We start from the raw sequence: 16,545 nt of genomic DNA on the forward strand, positions 1-16,545 counted from the left end.
GGATGGACGCGGGCGGGGCGGCCGACCGCGCGGTCGACGAGAAGATCCTTGGCCGGGTGCGGGCGTTGCTCGCCAAGGCGGAGTCGACGACGTTCCCCGACGAGGCCGAGGCGCTGTCGGCGAAGGCCCAGGAGCTGATGAGCCGCTACTCGATCGAGCACGCGTTGGCCCAAGCGGCTACACCAGCGGGTGCGCCGCGCTCGACGGCGTCCGCGCGGCGCATCTGGCTCGACGCGCCGTACCTGAGCACCAAGACCCTCCTGGTCGCCGAGGTCGGGTCCGCCAACCACTGCCGCACCATCTCCTCGGAGAAGATCGGCTTCGTCACCGTCCTCGGCTCCGACGTCGACCTCGACGTCGTCGAGTTGCTGACGACGTCACTTCTCGTCCAGGCCACCAGAGCGATGCTGGCCACCGGGTCGCGCACCAGCCGGTTCGGCACGTCCCGCACGCGCTCCTTCCGGCACTCGTTTCTGCTCGCGTATGCGACACGGATCGGCGAGCGGCTACGCGAGACCGCCAGCCGCACCGAGGCGGCCACCGGCTCCGACCTGGTCCCGGTCTTCGCCGAGCGGTCGCGGGCCATCGACACGCTCGCCGGCTCCCTCTTCCCCGGCACCGTTCGGCGCCGCTCCTTCGCCGCCGGCAACGCCGACGGCTGGGGAGCCGGCCGCAGCGCAGCCGACCGCGCCGTCCTCACCACCGACCGCCCCGCCGTCGACGGTCACTGACCTGCGTGCCGTTGCCAGCCGGCCTCGGCCCGGAGGTCGCGGAACGGTGGTGCGGTGGCGGGCACGCTGACGGCGCACAGCTGTGGCCGACGCTCCGGCCGTGGCGAGTGCTCATCAACGATCGGCGACATCACCAGGGCTGTGCGCGAGGATGCGAAGCCCGACGGCACGGTGACACCGCCGACGGCCGGGGCCAGATCCTTGCCGATCATCCGGACGGATCGGCTAGGGTGACGCGCGCGACCAGCCAGCCGCCGGCGGAGTCGTCGAAGCTCAAACCGACCTCCAGGATCATGCCCGTGTCGTAGGTCAGCCGCCCGCGCGTGATGGTGCCGCCGGACGGGTCCTCCACAGAGACGTCTCGGAGAACACCGCCGGGAACGTCCTCGACGGGCACCTCGCGATAGCGGTCGGCTTGCTGGGGCGTGAGCCAGGTGGACATCGCGGCGAACCAGGCATCCCGACCGACCTCCGTGTGCGTGAATGCCTGGCCGAAGCCGCGGGCCGCCTCGGTCCAGCCATCGCGCGCGCCGTCGCTCGGTGATGGCGTATCCTGCCCCGGCGCGACCGTGGGCGAGCCGCGTGGGTAGGGGCTGCGCGTCGGTTCCGGCGGGAGGTCAGTGGGCGTGGCGGCGGACAGGGCCGTGGGCGTCGTCGTGGACGCTACGTCGGCGAGGCCGCCGGCCAGAGGGGCGCCCGCAGGCGCCCCGTCCCGCATGATCAGCGCGCCGACGACCACGGCGCACGACGCCCCCACCGCGACCACCAACAGCCAGAGCCAGCGGTCGCCTCGTCGTGGCCGACGGCCGACCGGTGTGGCCGCCGGGCCGGGGGATGACCCCCTCCGCGGCGGCCACACCGGGATCTCGGGTCGGCTTGGTGCCCTGCCCGCCTCTGGCATGACCAATCACTCCCTTCGTGGGCGGAACATCAGGGCTTCGCCGAATGCCGTCCCACCTCCTAGGGGTGGATCGGGAGGGCCGAACGTGACGCTCGTGGCGGAGGAGATCGCGACAGGTGCGGGACGCGGGCGGCGGACCCTGTCGGACCTGCGCGACACAATCGGCACATGGTCACCCTCGATGACGTCCGCCGGATTGCGCTGTCGCTGCCGCGCACCACGGAGGGTCTGGTGCGCGACCATGTGAAGTTCCGGATCGGCCGCATCGTGTACGTCTCTGTTTCCCCGGACGAGACGCTGATGGGTTTCGGCTACCCGAAGGAGGGGCGGGCCGACCTCGCCGCCTCCGAGCCGGGCACGTTCCTCATGCCGGGTGGAGTCCGATGAGCGCTACCACTGGGTGCGGTCCGCCTGGCCGCCATCGACGAGCAGGAGCTGCGCGAGCTGGTCACCGACGCCTGGCGGATGTGCGTGCCCAAGAAGGTGGCGGCGGCCTACGACGAGTCCGGGCCCGCCATCGCCGGCGACGGGATCGAGGCACCGCCCGCGGGGTGAGCTCACAAGCCGGTGGCTATCTCAACCGTGGCGGTCCCGGTCGCTTCCAGGGTCGTGATGCCGATGAGCGGGAGGATCGCCGCTGGTTCGGAGGCGTCGGTACGCACCACGATTCTGGTGCCGCTCACCGAGACGGTTCCGCGAACGCCGGCCGCCTTCAGGTAGGCGCGCGCCGCGGCCACCGCGCGAGTCCGATGCAGACCCGGTGAACCGGTGATCACCGAGCCGTCGATCTCCTGCCCGGCCGCCCGGGCAGCCTCGCCGGCGGCGGCATCGGCGCGCTGCTGAGCCGTGAGCTGGGCTCGCCCGTCGTAGGCCAGGCCCACGATCGCGATCAGCGCGACCATGACCACGGCGAAGATCAGCGTGAAGCTTCCGGACTCGCGCTCAAGTGGTCGGACTCTGTGCGCGTGACCGCCAGCGGGCCGATCGTGGGGGCGGCCGTCCGGCTGTTGCTGGCCGTGCGCCGGCGACTCGACTGTGCCGTGCGTGCGGGTTGGCACTACCTGGCGCCATCGACGTCGTCGCATCGGCTCATCTTTCTCGGTAGGCGTCGACGGGGCTGACCGCGGTGGACGTGATGGTCCTTGTGGGCACCGGGAGTGGCAGGTCGGCCACCTTCAGCGGACAACGGATGGTCACCGTCACGTGGCCGTGGCTGCCTGCCGGCGCCCGCAGGCCGGCCATGTCCACATCCACGCTGGTACGAAGACAGGACAGGCTCTCGTCGGCCAGCGAGGCTCGCGCGACGTCGATCGCGGCTTGCCGGCCGGCGGCCGTGGTGCGCTCCAGCGATGCCGCGCGGGCGGCGTCGGCGGCGGCCCGGTCGACGGCTCCGTCGGCAATGGCGTGCCGACCGGCGAGGGTGAGGAGGGCGATGATCAGGAGCAGTCCGGGCGCCAACACGGCCAGCTCCAGGGTTGCCGATCCGCGTTCGGACCTGTTCATGGGTCGGCCCAGCGTCTGATCGGGGCAGTCGACGACTGGCGGACGTCCACCCGCCAACCCGGTACCAGCGTGGTGGAGGAGCCGGTGACCACGACGGTGACCGAGTCGTCGTGCACCGTCTCGGAGATCCCGTCGACCCGCACCATGGAGTCGCGGCCGGCCAGGAACTGCGCGGCTCTGGCGGCTCCGCCGGCACCCTCGGCCATGCTGGCGGCACGCGCACCTTCCTGGGCGGCGGCGAGGGCGAGGTTGCGTGCGTGGAACCAGATCCCCGCGTGGACCACACCGAAGATCAGCAGGAAGACCGCCGGCCAGAGGATCACCGTCTCCAATGTGGCCGAGCCACGTTCGCCAGGCTGCCCGCGTCTGAGCATGACCGGTCACCCGATCCTCATGGCCACCGGTGAGGCCAGCAGGAGCATGAAGACGACAGCCGTGGCGGCCAACGGCGCGGTGGCCCGTTCGGTGCGAGCGCCGGCCCGCGCCTGGTCGTCGGCCAGGATCTCGCCGCGCATCGCCGAGGCTCTGGACCGCAGGACGTCGTACACCGTCGCTCCCTCGACGGCGGACAGGCGCAGCACATCGGCGGTGTCGGCGAGATCGGGCAGCCGAAGATCGTCGCCGACGGTTCGCAGCGCCTCCCACGCCGGTATGCCGGCCCAGCGTGCGTGCGCCAGCTCGTCGCGCAGGCGGCGGAACGCCCACGACTCGCCGATCCTGGCCGCTGACTCCAGTGCCTGTGCGGCGCCAGCGCCAGCGGCTCGCTCCAGTGCGACGAGGTCGATGTAGCTGGTCATGGCCCGCCGGAACTCAGCCCGTTTCGCGCGGGCCAGATCAGCGACGTTGGCCAGTGGGACGAAGGACATCGCGACCGCGGCGATGATGCCGGTGACGGCCGGGAAAGCGACCGGAAGCCTCACCCCGGTGACCGCGAGGACGGCGGTTCCCACCACGGGCAGCGCCAGGCCGGCGGCCGCACACAGCGCCCGTTCGCCGAGGAACCGCGGCACGCTCTTGCGCAGCAGCAAGAGGTCGCGGTGCGGCACCTGCAGGACGCCCCAACCGCTGGTGCGACGCAGCACGACCTGGCCGAGTCGGCCGGTCCAGCCGTCGTTGGTGCCGATGTGGTGGCCGCCGATCGCGACCTCCCCGGTGAGCAGCCGCGCGGTGTGTGCCGGATGCGGCTGCCTGGTGGGCCGGCCGATCAGCTCGCGCAGGACGAGGAGCAGTCCCGCGCCGGCGATCAGGCCGAGGAGGACGGCCGCCTGTGTCGTCGTCATCAAGGTTGGTCCACGGCGAGAATGCGGGGCTGGCGCGGCGTCGACGTGATGCGGCGCATCCACACCAGGCAGGCGACGTAGCAGGTCAGCAGTGCAAACAGCAGAAGCTGACCAGTGCCGGAGCGGTACGGGTCGGAGTGCGGGGTCAGCAGCATGAGTGCGAGACCGGCAGCACTGATCAACGTGACCAGCCGCGCCGTCGTCCGGCCTCTGGCCTGCTCGGCGTCGACTGTGCGCCGCACCCGGACCTCGTCGCGCACGGCTGCCGCCAACCCGTCGAGGACACTGCTGAGCTGATCGCCTCGGCGATGCGCTCCGAGCAGCAGGGCCGCGGTCAGGAAGTCACCCGTGGCGTCGTCCAGGTCGTCGGCGAACGCCCGCAGCGCGGCGACGGTCTCCCAGCGGGCTTGCAGCCGGGCCACCAGCCGAGCCACCTCGGGCCTGATCGGCGCCGGCGCGGACCGGAGGCTCGACGTGACGGCCTGCTCGATGCCGACCCCCACGCCGAGCATGCTGGACAGGTTGTGGGCCCATTCGCTGAGCGCCTCGAGCCGCTCGATGTCGGCCCTGCTCGTCGACGTCTGCAGCAGCACCGGCAGGCCCCAGACCGCGGCCGGCACCACGACGACGGCGAGCATCCACCCGGTGACCAGCCAGCCCAGGATGCCGGCGCCGGCCGCGATCGCGATGCGACGCCGGACTCGCCGCTGGCTCGGCGTGTGACCTCGCAGCCCATCGAGGACGTGCCGGACCGGACGTCGGCGCGCGGCGGCCGGATCGTCCAGCCGGCGGACGAGGCCCAGGCCGGTGACGGCCAGTCCGCCGAGGCCCGCGATGGTCGTGACCGCAGCAAGCAGTGGCCTCATGGCGCCGCACCGATCGGCCGCGCGAGCCAGGCCGGCGTCGATTCCGGGACCAATTGCCCGTCGGGGCCGAGTACGAACACGTCGGTGACGGCCGGCATGCCGCGTTCCCCAGGCTCCAGCGCGACGATCTCGGTGACCTGTCGCCGTCGACGCAGTGGTGCGGGAGGCCCGCCGTCGCGCACGCCGTCGTGCGGATTGTTACCAGTCGCGTCGCGCAGCTCCACGTGCACGATCAGGTCGACGTGCTGGGCGATCTGGCGATAGGCGAACTCGGGCGCGACGTGCTGGCCCGCCTCCATGGCGCAGGTGACCAGGCGTTCGATGGCGGCGCGAGCGCCGTGGGCGTGGATGGTCGACAACGATCCTGCCCCGGCCTGCATGGCCTTGAACATCGGCAACACCTCACGGCCGCGGACCTCACCGACGATCAGCCGGTCGAGGTTCATGCGGAGGGCGTCGTACACAAGGTCGTCGAGGGTGATCTCGCCGATGGCGCGCCCGTCGGGGCCACGCTCGCCGCTGCCGGGCCGAGCCTCCCACGCAATGATCCGCCGGTGCCGATCCCGCATGCGGTGCAGCCCCAGCTCGTACTCGGTCTCGATGGTGCCGAGCTTCTCCTCGGGGTCGATCTCGTTGGCCAACGCCCTGGTCAAGGTGGTCTTGCCGGCGCCCATCGAACCGCTGACGACGATACTGCGGCGGGATCGAACGGCCCCGCGAAGGAATCTCGCGGCGGCATCGGTGAGGGTGCCGCGAGCGATGAGATCGTCCAGGTCGATGTCGACCAGCCGATGCCGCCTGATGACGACCACCGGCTGATTCGTCGTCCAGCCAGATGCCGCGAGCCGGTGCCCGCCGTGCAGGTGCAGGTGGAGGCTCGGGCTGGCGGTGGAGAAGGTGCGCTCGCTGGCGCCGCCCCGGGACGCGAGAAACGTCAGCATGTCGATCAGCTCGTCGTTGCTCTCGACGATGGCCGGCCGCCGTGAGATGCGACCCTCCCCGTCGATGACGACGATGGGCTCGGCGCCGTAGACCTCGATGTTCTCCACGCTCGGGTCGTCGACCAGCGGCTGGAGGCGCCCCAGCCCGAACAGTGCGTCGAAGACCGCCCGAGCGAGTGTTGCCTGGAGGTCGACGGAGATGGCGGGCACTCCGGTGGTGACCGCACGCCGTACGTGCTCGTCCAGGAGTTGCGCGATGACCTCGCGGCCAACGGCGCGCCGCTCGTCCTCCGAGGTGTTCTCGTCGACGCGGTTCGCCAGCTGGGCCGCGGCTTGCTGCCGGAGCTCACGGACGTGTGACCAGTCGACGGTGGTGTTGGCGGAGGTCGGACCAGTAGCGGAATCCGAGCGTATGGGATGGGCCGGTGGCATGGCCGCAAGCAACTGCCTGGTGCTAGGGCGCGATGGTGCCGCCGGGGTGTCACTGGGCTGGGTGCCGCCCGGTCGGGCGGCGTCACGGCGCGGGTCGGCGGCGGTCATCGTCGGCGGTTCGAAGATCGGCAGACCGGCGATGTTCGCCGTCGGTGGCGACTCTTTCATCTCACGCCCTTTCCACTCATGACGGTGGTGGCCAGCGGCGCCTGCAGAACGCGCCGCCGGCGTTCGTCCGCGGCTCGGAGCTCGGCTACGGCCGCCCGTCCGGACCGGACGAGCCGCGACGACGCCAGCCGGCTGAGGCTGCTGCGGAGGCGTTCGCGACCGTTCATCCGCTCGGCGGCGGCGGGATCCCAGTCGACGCACGCCCACACAGGCAGGGTCGACGCCTCCGCGGCCTCGCTGACCCGGTGCGGCCGGCCCGGGCCGACCAGGAGCAACCCGCGCCGGTCGACCGCGGTGTGGGTGTCGCCGCCGGGCAACTGGTCGACGCTCCCACGGACCGCGACCAAATCGTCCAGGGAAGTCCTGGCGACCACGACGGCCAGGTCGGCCGATCGGAGCAGTGGGTCCGGCCCGTGGCGCATGCCGAACCGTCCGGTGTCGATGACGACGTCGACGCCGTGCCTGGTCACGCCCCTGAGCAGGGTGGCCAGCGTGGCCCAGAAGTCCTCGGTCAGACTGGCCGCCTGCGCCCGGGTGGCGAGGCCGGGAAGGACGAGACGGGCGCCGTCGTCGGTCAGCGCGATGGTCTGTCCGCGCAGCGTACTGAGGCTGAGAGTGTCGTTGCGGTGCGCGACCGCGAGATTGATCAGGCCGAGCCGATGATCGATCTCGCCCCGAAGGTGGCCCGCCTTGATGCTGCTGCTGCCACTGACATCGGCCTCGACGAGGAGGACGGGGCGCGGCCAGCTGAGCGCGGCCACCAGCGCGGTGGTGGTGACTCCCGGTGCGCCGCGGATGGACGTCAGAGCCAGAACGGTCACGGCTCCTCCTCTGCTTCGCCGGCGGCCTGGGGCGCGTCGAGCGCGATGCCGATGCGGCCGGTGGCCACCTGCGCGACCAGCGTGCCGGCGACATCGGCGGTCACCAGGACGTCCACCACGACGTAGCCAGAGTCGAGCGGGCCCGAGACATCGACGACGGTGGCGCGGGTGCCTTCGCGGAACGCATCGCGTGCGTCGGTGGGCGGGGTGTCGCCGGGATTCGGAGTGCCGAAGACCCGGACCTGGTCGCCCGGGACCAACGCATGATGGGGCAGTTGCGCTTGGGTGACGGCGACGCCGACCACGCTCTGCCCGGTGGACGGAATGGACACCGACGTCACGGAGGTGGCGCTGAGCAGCGTGCCGGCGGCGAGATCGGTCGCGGCCCGCTGGCCCACGATGTGCTCCAGGTCGTCGGCGGCGACCGGCTCCAGGGCGGGGTCGGGTGCCGCCCGGGCTGTTGTGAGGTGGCCGGCGTCGATGACCTGACCGCGGTGCACGGTCTGGGCGACAGCCAGGACGGCGACGGTGTCGCCGGAGGACTGGGCGAGGTAGGCGGCACCGGCACCACAGGTGGCCAGCAAACCCACCCCGAGGCCGATCAACGCCGGCCGCCTGCGGTAGCGACGATCCGGGTGTGCCACGCCGGACAGGTTCGTGTCGAAGGGGTGGTGGTCGGTGGTGTCTGCCCGAGCGGTCTGCGCCATGTTCGTCCCCTCGCGGGTCGTTCTGGTCGCTCGCTCGTTGATCGACATCGTGGCGAGCCTGCAAACATTAGTGATCGATTCGCGTTTGTCAACCCGGGCCCTTTCTCGCGGTCACGTCGGCTAGGCCGCATCCGCCCAGACTTTTCGGTGCGAGCGGACGGCCGCCGCCAGCCGCTGGACGGCCCGGCTGCACCGTTGACGGACGGTCGCCGGCGTCAGGCCGAGCTCACGTGCCACGGCCAGTGCGCCACCGTCGTGACCCGGGCTCGGGCAGTAGACCCTCAGGAGCAGGGACGCATCCTCGGGTGTGATGACACGAACGCCGATGCCCCAGCTCAGCGCATCGAGCACCTCGAGTGCTGGTGCCGGTCCGCGGACGCTGAAGACCGGCTCGGCGGACTCGAGCAGGGCGATGTCGACGGCCTCGGGAGCGCGGTCGTCCAACACGGTGGTGAAGTGCGCGAGTGTGTCCATGCAGAGGTTCACCGAGACTTTTCGCGGGCGGCGAAGCAGTGGATACGCGGCGATGGCGTGCCACAGCGCACCAACGGCCGCGGCGGTCAGCTGTGGGAGGTCGCCGCGGAGGCCGGGTGACCCGATGCGGTGGGCGCGCCGGGCGAGGTTGACCGAACGCCCGAGCAGGGCCTGGAGCACGAGCCGGCCGGCCAGGTCGTCCCCGTTCTCCGTGCGCAGCGTCAGCAGGGTGAGAAGCATCTGGTCAGCCGCGGCGGGCTGGTGGCGACGCGCCCACGCGATGGTGTCGAACGCGTCGCCGAGCGTGTCGCAGCCGGGCAGAGCGGCCAGCGGCCATCGGCGCGGGACCGGGCGACCGGACAGCCCGCGCCATTCGGCGTTGAGCTGGTCGGTGATCAGCGCGTGCGGATCGATGGAGGGCGGCATCGTCTTCACGTCGGGCTCCTAGCGACTGGACTTGTCATGGTTGGGCGAGTCCAGCCGCTGCCGTTAGCCCGCTCGTTAGCCCGACTGGCTTGTCGGCACGGTGATTTGTTTGCCCTGCGGCGAATTCAGCCGATCGGGTGCGCGCCCGTGCCGGATACGGCACTCTTGAAGGCTTTGTCCGAACCGGCTGTCACATTCGCCGGCCCGGCGGCACCCACAGGAGGGGAGAGCGTTCTCGCCTCACTGGTTCAAAGCTGCGGAGAGGAGATGGCCGTGACGGTCCCACCGCTCACCGGCTCGCGCGCGGTCGCACGCGGCCTGACCGCACTCCTCGGTCTCACGCTGCTCGTAGTCGGACTTCCGGCTGTGTTGTGGGCGGTGGACGGGTGGCCGCTGCCTGGCGACTGGCCGGACCTCCGGACCGTTCGGGAGGCCGCACTCAGGCCGGATGACGGGTCGCTCTTCCTGGGCGCCTTGATCGTGGCCGGTTGGGCAGGGTGGGCGACGTTCGTCCTGAGCCTGCTGGTGGAGCTGCCAGCGGCGGTGCGCGGAACGGCCGCGCTGCCGCTGCCGGGCCTGGGAGCCCAGCAGCGATTGGTGGCGGCCATGGTGGCCGCGGTCGCCGCCATCGGCGGTGGTGCCCAGGCGGCTTCGGCGAGCTCTGCCACCCCGTCGCCGTGGGAGCCCGCGGCACCGGTCACCACCGATCTGCTGGATCAGCAGGCCGCACCCGACGGCGGGGAACGGCGGCGCGGCGGGACCGATCCTCCCACCGGCGGTGATCTGTCGCCCGCGCGGGCGGCGATGGGCACGTACGTGGTTCGGGAAGGGGACACGCTGTGGCACATCGCCGATGCCAGCCTCGGCGACCCGACCCGCTACCCCGAGATCGTCGCCGCCTCCGCGGGCACGGTGCAGCCAGACGGACGCCGGCTGACCGACCCCGACGTGATTCATCCAGGCTGGACCTTGACCGTGCCCGGCGCACCCACGTCGCAGCGCGACGGGCTTCCCGATACTGGGTCAGCAGGTCGTGCGGGTGCCGGCACGGTGGCTCCTGATACCGGGTCGGCTGATGAGAAAGATGCCGGCACGGTGCGTCCCGATGCCGGATCAGCGGGTCGAGCAGGCGCCGCGACCATGCTTCCGGACGCCGAGGCTCCGGGTCTGGGTTCGCTGGTGGCTGCGCCGGCCGCCGGTCGGCCGATCGCGGCCGCGCCAGACTGCCCACCCGGCCCGATTGCCGGCGCCGCCGACGAGCCGACGGCGGGCGGGCCGATGGCCGCACCCGACCCCGAGGAGGATCCGGATGGCGACGGCGCCACCCGCACGATCGGTGGTGTCGGCGCGGTTCTCGCTGCCGGGCTGATCGCGGTCCTGACGGTCCGGCGTGCGCGTCGGCAGCGTCGTCGCCGGCCGGGCGAACGGCTCGCACCCGGGTCGGCAGCCGCCCGGACGGTCGAGACCGAGCTGCGCCAGGTCGCCGATCAAGCCGGCGTGGCCTTCGTCGACCGGGCGCTGCGTGGTCTCGCCGCACGTCTCGCCGAGTCCGGCCGACAGCTGCCTCCGCTACGCGCGGCTCGGCTGACCAGCCACGCGCTGGAGCTGTACCTCGCGGCGTCCAGCCAGCTGCCGGCGCCGTTCGTCGGCACGGCACACGGCGGCGTCTGGACCGTCGAAGCGAGCCAGACCGGCCCGCTCGACGGAGACGGGGGCGCCCGCGTCCCCGCGCCCTACCCCAGCCTGGTCAGCATCGGGCACGACCGCGACGACGCGCTCGTCCTGCTAGACCTCGAGCAACTCGGGTCTCTGGTCGTCGATGGTCCACCGGAGCTGGTGGGCGCAGCCATCGCCGCCATCGCCGCGGAGCTGGCCACCTCCACCTGGGCCGACGACCTGCGGGTCTCGCTCGTCGGCGGCGACTGGAGCGACCTCGACCTGCTGCGCAGCGGCCGCGTCCGGCGCATTGCCGACGTCGAGGAACTGATCGACGAGATCACGGTTCGCGTCACCGACGACCGACTCCTCCTGGCGACGGCGGGGGTGAACGGCCTCGCCGCGGCGCGGGTCGGGCCGGTCGCCGAGGCCACCTGGACACCCGAGATCCTGGTCGTCGCCGTGCCGCTTCCCGACGACCAGTGGAGCCGGCTCTGTGCACTGATCGAGACCGCGCCCAGGGTGGCCGTGGCGGCGGTGATCGGCGGCGGAAGCGCCGGACAGGGCTGGACGCTGAGATTGGCGGGCACGACACTCGAGCCCGCCGCCGTCCTGGAACCACTCGGCGTCCCGTTGCGACCGCAGCTCCTCGATGCCGTCACTCGTGAGCGGGTCACCGAACTCCTGCACGCGGCCGATTCCACCAAGCGTGAGTCCGCGGCCGGCTCGGCGACGGTGCTCACTGAACCGGGTCCTGCCCAACCACCTGACGAGATGCGCCGGGCCCGAGCGTCGATCGCCGGTGGGCCATCACCCCCCGAACGCTCAGGACCACCCTTCATCGATCCAGTCCGACCCGGCCTTCCACCGGGTTCGCAGGTCAACGCGGCGAAGCCTGCACCGCACGGTGTCACGGCACCATCGCGAGCGCTGCCTCCCGGCGCCGGGGCATCGGCGGGTGCCAGGCCCACATCGTCGGACGCGCGGTCGGGCCGCAGCCCGGACCGGGTGGCTCCGCGGCTGCTCATGCTCGGGCCGGTCGAGGTGGCGCACACGGCCGAACTGGTCGAGCAGACGAAGCTCGGACAGCTCACCGAGTTGGCGATGTTCATCGCGCTCAACCCGGGCTGCGACACCAACGCCATCGACGACGCCATCTGGCCGGGGTCGGCCGTCACCAGGACCACCCGGGGCACGGCCATCTCCAAGCTGCGCCGATGGCTCGGCACGGACGCCACCGGCGCGTCGCTGCTACCGCGGACCGACGGCGGCTACACCTATCTGCCGGATGTCCGCAGCGACTGGCAGGACTGGTGTGCGCTGCTCCCCGAAGGGCCGGCCAGAGCAACCACCGCTGAGCTGCGCGCGGCGCTGTCCCTGGTGAGGGGACGCCCCTTCTCCGGTCGAGGTCGAAGGCGCTATGCGTGGGTCGATCACATCGCTCAGGAGATGATCTCGAGCATCGTCGACACCTGTCACGAACTCGCGCTTCATGCCTTGGCGGACGCTGCCCCGGGCGAGGCGTTGCGCGCGGCGCTGCTGGGGCTCTCGGTCGAGCCGGGCGTGGAGCTGTTGTGGCGCGACCGGCTCAAAGCCGAGCTGGCAGTCGGCGACCGATCCACAGTCCTGGAGAGCATCGGCAAGTTGCGCAGCACGGCCGACGACCTTGGAGGTGATCTCGAACCAGAAACCGAGGAACTGATCGAACGCATCACGTCAGGGAGTGGCCGGTTGACCGCGACCGGTTGAGCGCGACGAGCACGGAAGGGCTGAGCGGAAATGGACTGAGCACGGATTGACTGAGCATTGCCGGTCGGGTCCGGCGGGGCCGAGCGTGGGCCAGTCAAGCGTGGTCCAGGGCTGACGCGGTCGGGCAGGCGCGAGGGGTCGAGCGATCTGGCGTCGAACAGCTGCCGGCACGGCTCAGGCGGGCTCGAACATCGGCGGATCGGACGCCATCTGGATGCGCAGGCTTGGTCGATCGAGGGCTCGACGTAGGCTTCGGACCATGGCCGAGGAGAGGGCACTGGCAGCACTGGACGCGTCCGGACTGGCGTACCGGATCGTGCGTCATCCACCGGTGAACAGCCTGGAGGAGGCCGCTGCCGCCCGGGGCGTGGACCCGGCAGCGGTGATCAAGTCGATCGTGGTCCGACGCGCTGACGACGACTACGTGTTCGTGCTCGTGCCGGGCGACCGCACCATCGCTTGGCCCAAGCTGCGCGCACTGCTGGGCGTCAGTCGGCTCTCGATGCCCGACGCGGCGATGGCGCGGGACGTGACCGGGTACGAGCGCGGCACGATCACGCCGTTCGGTTCGACCCGTGCGTGGCCGGTGATCGCCGACGAGCGGATCCAGGGCCGGACGGTCTCGATCGGTGGAGGTGCCTTCGGCGTGTCGGCAACCGTCGACGGCGACGAACTAATCAAGGCTCTCGATGCCACCGTCGCCGACGTGACAGAGTAGCGACGCGTCCGCAGTCAGGCTGGTGAGCGGGCCGCCGCGGCCGACATCGTGGCTGAGAGCTCGGTCAACACGGGCGAGCAGCCGGCGTCGATCTTGACCGACGCGAGGTCGTCGCCGCGGGTGCGGCCGCGGTTGACGATGACGATGGGCCGGTTGGCCTTGTGCGCATGCCGGACGAACCGCAGGCCCGACAGCACGGTCAGTGACGACCCGGCCACCAACAGTGCGTCGGCGGAGTCGACCATCGCGTACGCCGCCTCCACCCGTGGCTTTGGCACGTTCTCGCCGAAATACACGATGTCGGGCTTGAGGATGCCGCCGCAGTGCTCGCAATCGGCGACGCGGAAGTGCGTGGTCGCCTCGATGACGGCGTCGGCGTCGGGGGCGATCTCGGCGTCGGCCACGTCGTCGGCGAAATGGGGGTTGAGAACGTGGAGGCGTGCGGCGACGTGATCGCGTGAGACCACGCGCCGGCAGCTCAGGCAGACGACGCGGTCGTAGCGTCCGTGCAGGTCGATGACTTTGCGGCTGCCGGCTGCCTGGTGCAGCGTGTCGACGTTCTGGGTGATGACTCCGACCACGGAACCGACAGCCTCCATCCGGCTCAGCGCGTGATGGCCGGGGTTCGGCTGGGTGCGATCGACGTGGCGCCAGCCGACGTGGTTGCGCGCCCAGTAGTGGCGGCGTCGGCCCGGGTCGCCGACGAACTGCTGGTACGTCATCGGGGTGCGGGGAGGGGAGTCCGGGCCGCGGTAGTCGGGGATGCCGGAGTCGGTGGAGATGCCAGCGCCGGTCAGGACCGTGATGCGGCGGCCGGCCAGCAGCTCGATCGCCTCACCGATGGCAGCGGAACCGTCGCCGTCTGCCCGAGCCCCGGACGCGGGATTGCCTGGATCGCCGGGGCCGATGCGGTCGAGCACCCTTCGAGCTTACGTCGGCGGCCAACCAGCCTGCAGGCCAGCGTCAGCATCCTGATGCGTAGACGAGCGAACGAAAGGGCCGGCCTACGAGAGGTGGTCGGCCAGCACCTGGCGGTGGGTCTCGCGAGCCTCCGCGTGGCGGTCGCGACCATCTGACGTGGGCACGACGAAGCAGGCCCGACGGTCGTCATGGCAGGTGATCCGCTCGACGAGGCCGGCGCGCTCCAGCCGCGCGACGGTGCGGGAGAGCGCGCTCTGGCTGAGGTACATGTCGGATGCCAGGTCGAGCATGCGCAGCTTGTCCTGGCCGGACTCGATCAACCGGTCGAGCGCTTCGAACTCGCTCAGGCCCAGCGCATGCCGCTCCGAAAGATCGCGGTCCAGTGCAGATGCGATCTCGTTGTAGCTGGTCAGCAGGCCGCGCCACTGGTCGACAAGCTGCCGCTCATGCGTCTCGACCATGCCGCGCACTGTAACAGGACCCCCGACAATATGCAAGTGCATTAAATGCTTGTGCATTACATGCACGCGCATGTAGCGTCTCGCCCGTGACTGTACCGACCCTCCGTTCGACTTCTCCGTCCGCTCCGCAGGACGATTCGCGGTGGTCCCCCCGGCTCTGGGGCATCCTCGCCGTCCTGTGCATCGTCCTCTTCCTCGACGGCCTCGACGTCTCGATGGTGGGCGTCGCGCTCCCATCCATCGGTGCCGAGCTCGGCCTCGGGACCGCTTCGCTGCAGTGGATCGTCAGCGGCTACGTGCTCGGCTACGGCGGCCTGCTGCTCCTCGGTGGCCGCACCGCCGACCTGCTCGGCCGGCGCAAGGTGTTCCTGATCGCCCTGGCCGTGTTCGCGGTCGCCTCGCTGCTCGGTGGCCTCGTCGACAACGGCGCCCTGTTGATCGCCACCCGGTTCGTCAAGGGCGTCAGCGCGGCGTTCACCGCACCCACCGGTCTGTCGATCATCACGACCACGTTCGCCGAGGGCAAGGCGCGCAACAAGGCCCTCTCGATCTACACGGTCTTCGGCGCCAGCGGCTTCTCCTCCGGCCTGATCGTCGGTGGCCTCATGACCGGTATCGGCTGGCGCTGGACGTTCCTGTTCCCGGTGCCCATCGCGATCGCGGCGCTGATCGCCGGAATGGTGCTGCTCCCGCGGGATCGACCGGCCGAGACCGGCGGGCACGACATCGTCGGCGCCATGACGCTGACCGGCGGCATGCTGCTCCTCGTGTACACGGTGGTGTCGGCGCCCGAGACCGGTTGGGTGGACCCGCTCACGCTCGGTTCCTTCGCCCTCGCCGCAGCCCTACTGACGGCGTTCGTCCTGGTGGAGAGGCGGATCGCGCATCCGCTGGTCCGCCTCGGCATCCTTCGAGTCGGCTCGATCGTGCGCGCCAACATCGGCCTCGTGGCGCTGTTCGGCTCGTACCTGAGCTTCCAGTTCATCGTGACGCTGTACCTGCAGTCGGTGCTGGGGTGGTCCCCACTCCGGATGGCGATGGCGCTGCTGCCGGCCGGAATCCTGGTCGTGTTGGCGGCTCCGTACGCGGGCCGGATGATCGACCGGGCCGGCACGCCGCGGCTGATCATCGCCGGGCTCACCGCGCTGAGTCTCGGGTACGTCCTGTTCCTGCTCCGCACCGACACTGACCCGAACTACGTCGCGGTGATCCTGCCGAGCGTGCTCCTGTTGGGTGCGGGCTTCGCGCTCGGCTTCCCGGCGATCAACATTCAGGCCACGAACGGCGTCAAGGACTCCGAGCAGGGCTTGGCAGCCGGGCTGGTGCAGACGTCGGGGCAGGTCGGCGCCGCGCTTGTCCTCGCCGTCACCACGGCGCTGGTGAGCACCGAGGAGTCCGAAGGGCTCACGGCCGCAGAGATGCTCGACGCATTTCGGCCCGGACTCGTGCTGGTCACCGTCGTCGCCCTGGTAGGTCTCGCGATCACTGTGGTGCCGCTGGTGCGGCGGCGTGGCGGAGACGTCCCTGGCGACATCGGCGACGTCGACGGCGACGCGGTGCCGGTGGAGGTCGCATCGCGCTGACAGCTCTACTCAGAAGACGGAAACGCGGCCGCGGACGCTCAGCGTCCGCGGCCGCAGCACGCTGACCGTTCGTGAACCCCGCCGGCCCGGCTAGCGCCAACCATGCCGGCTCGCGCCGGCCCTGGGGCCTGGCGCACCCACGATGCTCGTGGCATGAAGGTGCCGCGGGAGGAGGCGCCGGCGGCGGTCGCCGCCCGACGGGAGGGG

The 16,545-nt window shown here is 71.2% G+C and carries 16 protein-coding genes and 1 pseudogene; 5 read left to right on the forward strand and 12 right to left on the reverse strand.

The window, feature by feature from the left end; all coding sequences use genetic code 11:
- On the forward strand, nucleotides 1–731 hold a 731-nt coding region (locus tag E1269_RS30760; RefSeq protein ID WP_131901871.1), incomplete at its 5' end, for a DUF2786 domain-containing protein.
- A gap of 208 nt (nucleotides 732–939) precedes the next feature.
- Here E1269_RS30760 and E1269_RS30765 read toward each other — a convergent pair.
- Nucleotides 940–1,500, reverse strand: coding sequence for a hypothetical protein (locus E1269_RS30765; protein ID WP_131901873.1), 561 nt, complete (start codon nucleotides 1,498–1,500; stop codon nucleotides 940–942).
- A 300-nt stretch (nucleotides 1,501–1,800) separates the two neighbouring features.
- Between E1269_RS30765 and E1269_RS34505 the strand changes: the two are divergent.
- Nucleotides 1,801–2,187: pseudogene (locus tag E1269_RS34505) on the forward strand (MmcQ/YjbR family DNA-binding protein).
- A 2-nt stretch (nucleotides 2,188–2,189) separates the two neighbouring features.
- Here E1269_RS34505 and E1269_RS30775 read toward each other — a convergent pair.
- The 9 genes from E1269_RS30775 to E1269_RS30815 form a co-directional block, all read right to left on the reverse strand.
- Nucleotides 2,190–2,717, reverse strand: coding sequence for a pilus assembly protein TadG-related protein (locus E1269_RS30775; RefSeq protein WP_131901875.1), 528 nt, complete (start codon nucleotides 2,715–2,717; stop codon nucleotides 2,190–2,192).
- 4 nt (nucleotides 2,718–2,721) lie between these two features.
- The gene (locus tag E1269_RS30780) at nucleotides 2,722–3,135 is read right to left on the reverse strand and encodes a TadE/TadG family type IV pilus assembly protein (protein WP_131901877.1); all 414 of its coding nucleotides are present in this window, start codon (nucleotides 3,133–3,135) and stop codon (nucleotides 2,722–2,724) included.
- Nucleotides 3,132–3,509 (reverse strand): TadE family protein, encoded by a 378-nt coding sequence (locus E1269_RS30785; protein WP_131901879.1) that lies wholly within the window; start codon nucleotides 3,507–3,509, stop codon nucleotides 3,132–3,134. The genes E1269_RS30780 and E1269_RS30785 overlap by 4 nt, the downstream gene beginning before the upstream one ends.
- A gap of 6 nt (nucleotides 3,510–3,515) precedes the next feature.
- The gene (locus E1269_RS30790) at nucleotides 3,516–4,415 is read right to left on the reverse strand and encodes a type II secretion system F family protein (RefSeq protein ID WP_131901881.1); all 900 of its coding nucleotides are present in this window, start codon (nucleotides 4,413–4,415) and stop codon (nucleotides 3,516–3,518) included.
- The gene (locus tag E1269_RS30795; protein WP_203434250.1) at nucleotides 4,415–5,281 is read right to left on the reverse strand and encodes a type II secretion system F family protein; all 867 of its coding nucleotides are present in this window, start codon (nucleotides 5,279–5,281) and stop codon (nucleotides 4,415–4,417) included. Before E1269_RS30795 ends, E1269_RS30790 begins: the two co-directional genes overlap by 1 nt.
- Nucleotides 5,278–6,822 (reverse strand): TadA family conjugal transfer-associated ATPase, encoded by a 1,545-nt coding sequence (locus E1269_RS30800; RefSeq protein WP_131901883.1) that lies wholly within the window; start codon nucleotides 6,820–6,822, stop codon nucleotides 5,278–5,280. Before E1269_RS30800 ends, E1269_RS30795 begins: the two co-directional genes overlap by 4 nt.
- Nucleotides 6,819–7,643 carry a hypothetical protein gene (locus E1269_RS30805; protein WP_131901885.1) on the reverse strand — a complete coding sequence of 275 codons (825 nt, stop codon included), beginning with the start codon at nucleotides 7,641–7,643 and terminating at the stop codon, nucleotides 6,819–6,821. Before E1269_RS30805 ends, E1269_RS30800 begins: the two co-directional genes overlap by 4 nt.
- On the reverse strand, nucleotides 7,640–8,350 hold the full coding sequence (locus E1269_RS30810; protein WP_162606707.1) for an SAF domain-containing protein: 711 nt from the start codon (nucleotides 8,348–8,350) through the stop codon (nucleotides 7,640–7,642). Before E1269_RS30810 ends, E1269_RS30805 begins: the two co-directional genes overlap by 4 nt.
- Nucleotides 8,351–8,470: 120 nt before the next feature.
- Nucleotides 8,471–9,259, reverse strand: coding sequence for an RNA polymerase sigma factor (locus E1269_RS30815; protein ID WP_131901889.1), 789 nt, complete (start codon nucleotides 9,257–9,259; stop codon nucleotides 8,471–8,473).
- A 264-nt stretch (nucleotides 9,260–9,523) separates the two neighbouring features.
- On the opposite strand from E1269_RS30815, the gene E1269_RS30820 reads away from it, so the two are divergent.
- Both E1269_RS30820 and E1269_RS30825 read left to right on the forward strand, forming a co-directional pair.
- On the forward strand, nucleotides 9,524–12,655 hold the full coding sequence (locus E1269_RS30820) for an AfsR/SARP family transcriptional regulator (protein WP_162606708.1): 3,132 nt from the start codon (nucleotides 9,524–9,526) through the stop codon (nucleotides 12,653–12,655).
- A gap of 259 nt (nucleotides 12,656–12,914) precedes the next feature.
- Nucleotides 12,915–13,373 carry an aminoacyl-tRNA deacylase gene (locus E1269_RS30825; protein WP_131901893.1) on the forward strand — a complete coding sequence of 153 codons (459 nt, stop codon included), beginning with the start codon at nucleotides 12,915–12,917 and terminating at the stop codon, nucleotides 13,371–13,373.
- 14 nt (nucleotides 13,374–13,387) lie between these two features.
- Here E1269_RS30825 and E1269_RS30830 read toward each other — a convergent pair whose 3' ends face one another.
- Entirely contained in the window at nucleotides 13,388–14,215 is an 828-nt protein-coding gene (locus tag E1269_RS30830; protein ID WP_131901901.1) for an NAD-dependent protein deacetylase, read from the reverse strand.
- A 162-nt stretch (nucleotides 14,216–14,377) separates the two neighbouring features.
- Nucleotides 14,378–14,755, reverse strand: coding sequence for a MarR family winged helix-turn-helix transcriptional regulator (locus tag E1269_RS30835; protein WP_131901895.1), 378 nt, complete (start codon nucleotides 14,753–14,755; stop codon nucleotides 14,378–14,380).
- A gap of 86 nt (nucleotides 14,756–14,841) precedes the next feature.
- Between E1269_RS30835 and E1269_RS30840 the strand changes: the two genes are divergently transcribed.
- Nucleotides 14,842–16,338, forward strand: coding sequence for an MFS transporter (locus E1269_RS30840; RefSeq protein WP_131901897.1), 1,497 nt, complete (start codon nucleotides 14,842–14,844; stop codon nucleotides 16,336–16,338).
- Nucleotides 16,339–16,545 lie beyond the last annotated feature (207 nt).

Origin of the sequence: Jiangella asiatica (genome assembly GCF_004349065.1) — a bacterium.
GTDB classification, from domain to species: domain Bacteria; phylum Actinomycetota; class Actinomycetes; order Jiangellales; family Jiangellaceae; genus Jiangella; species Jiangella asiatica.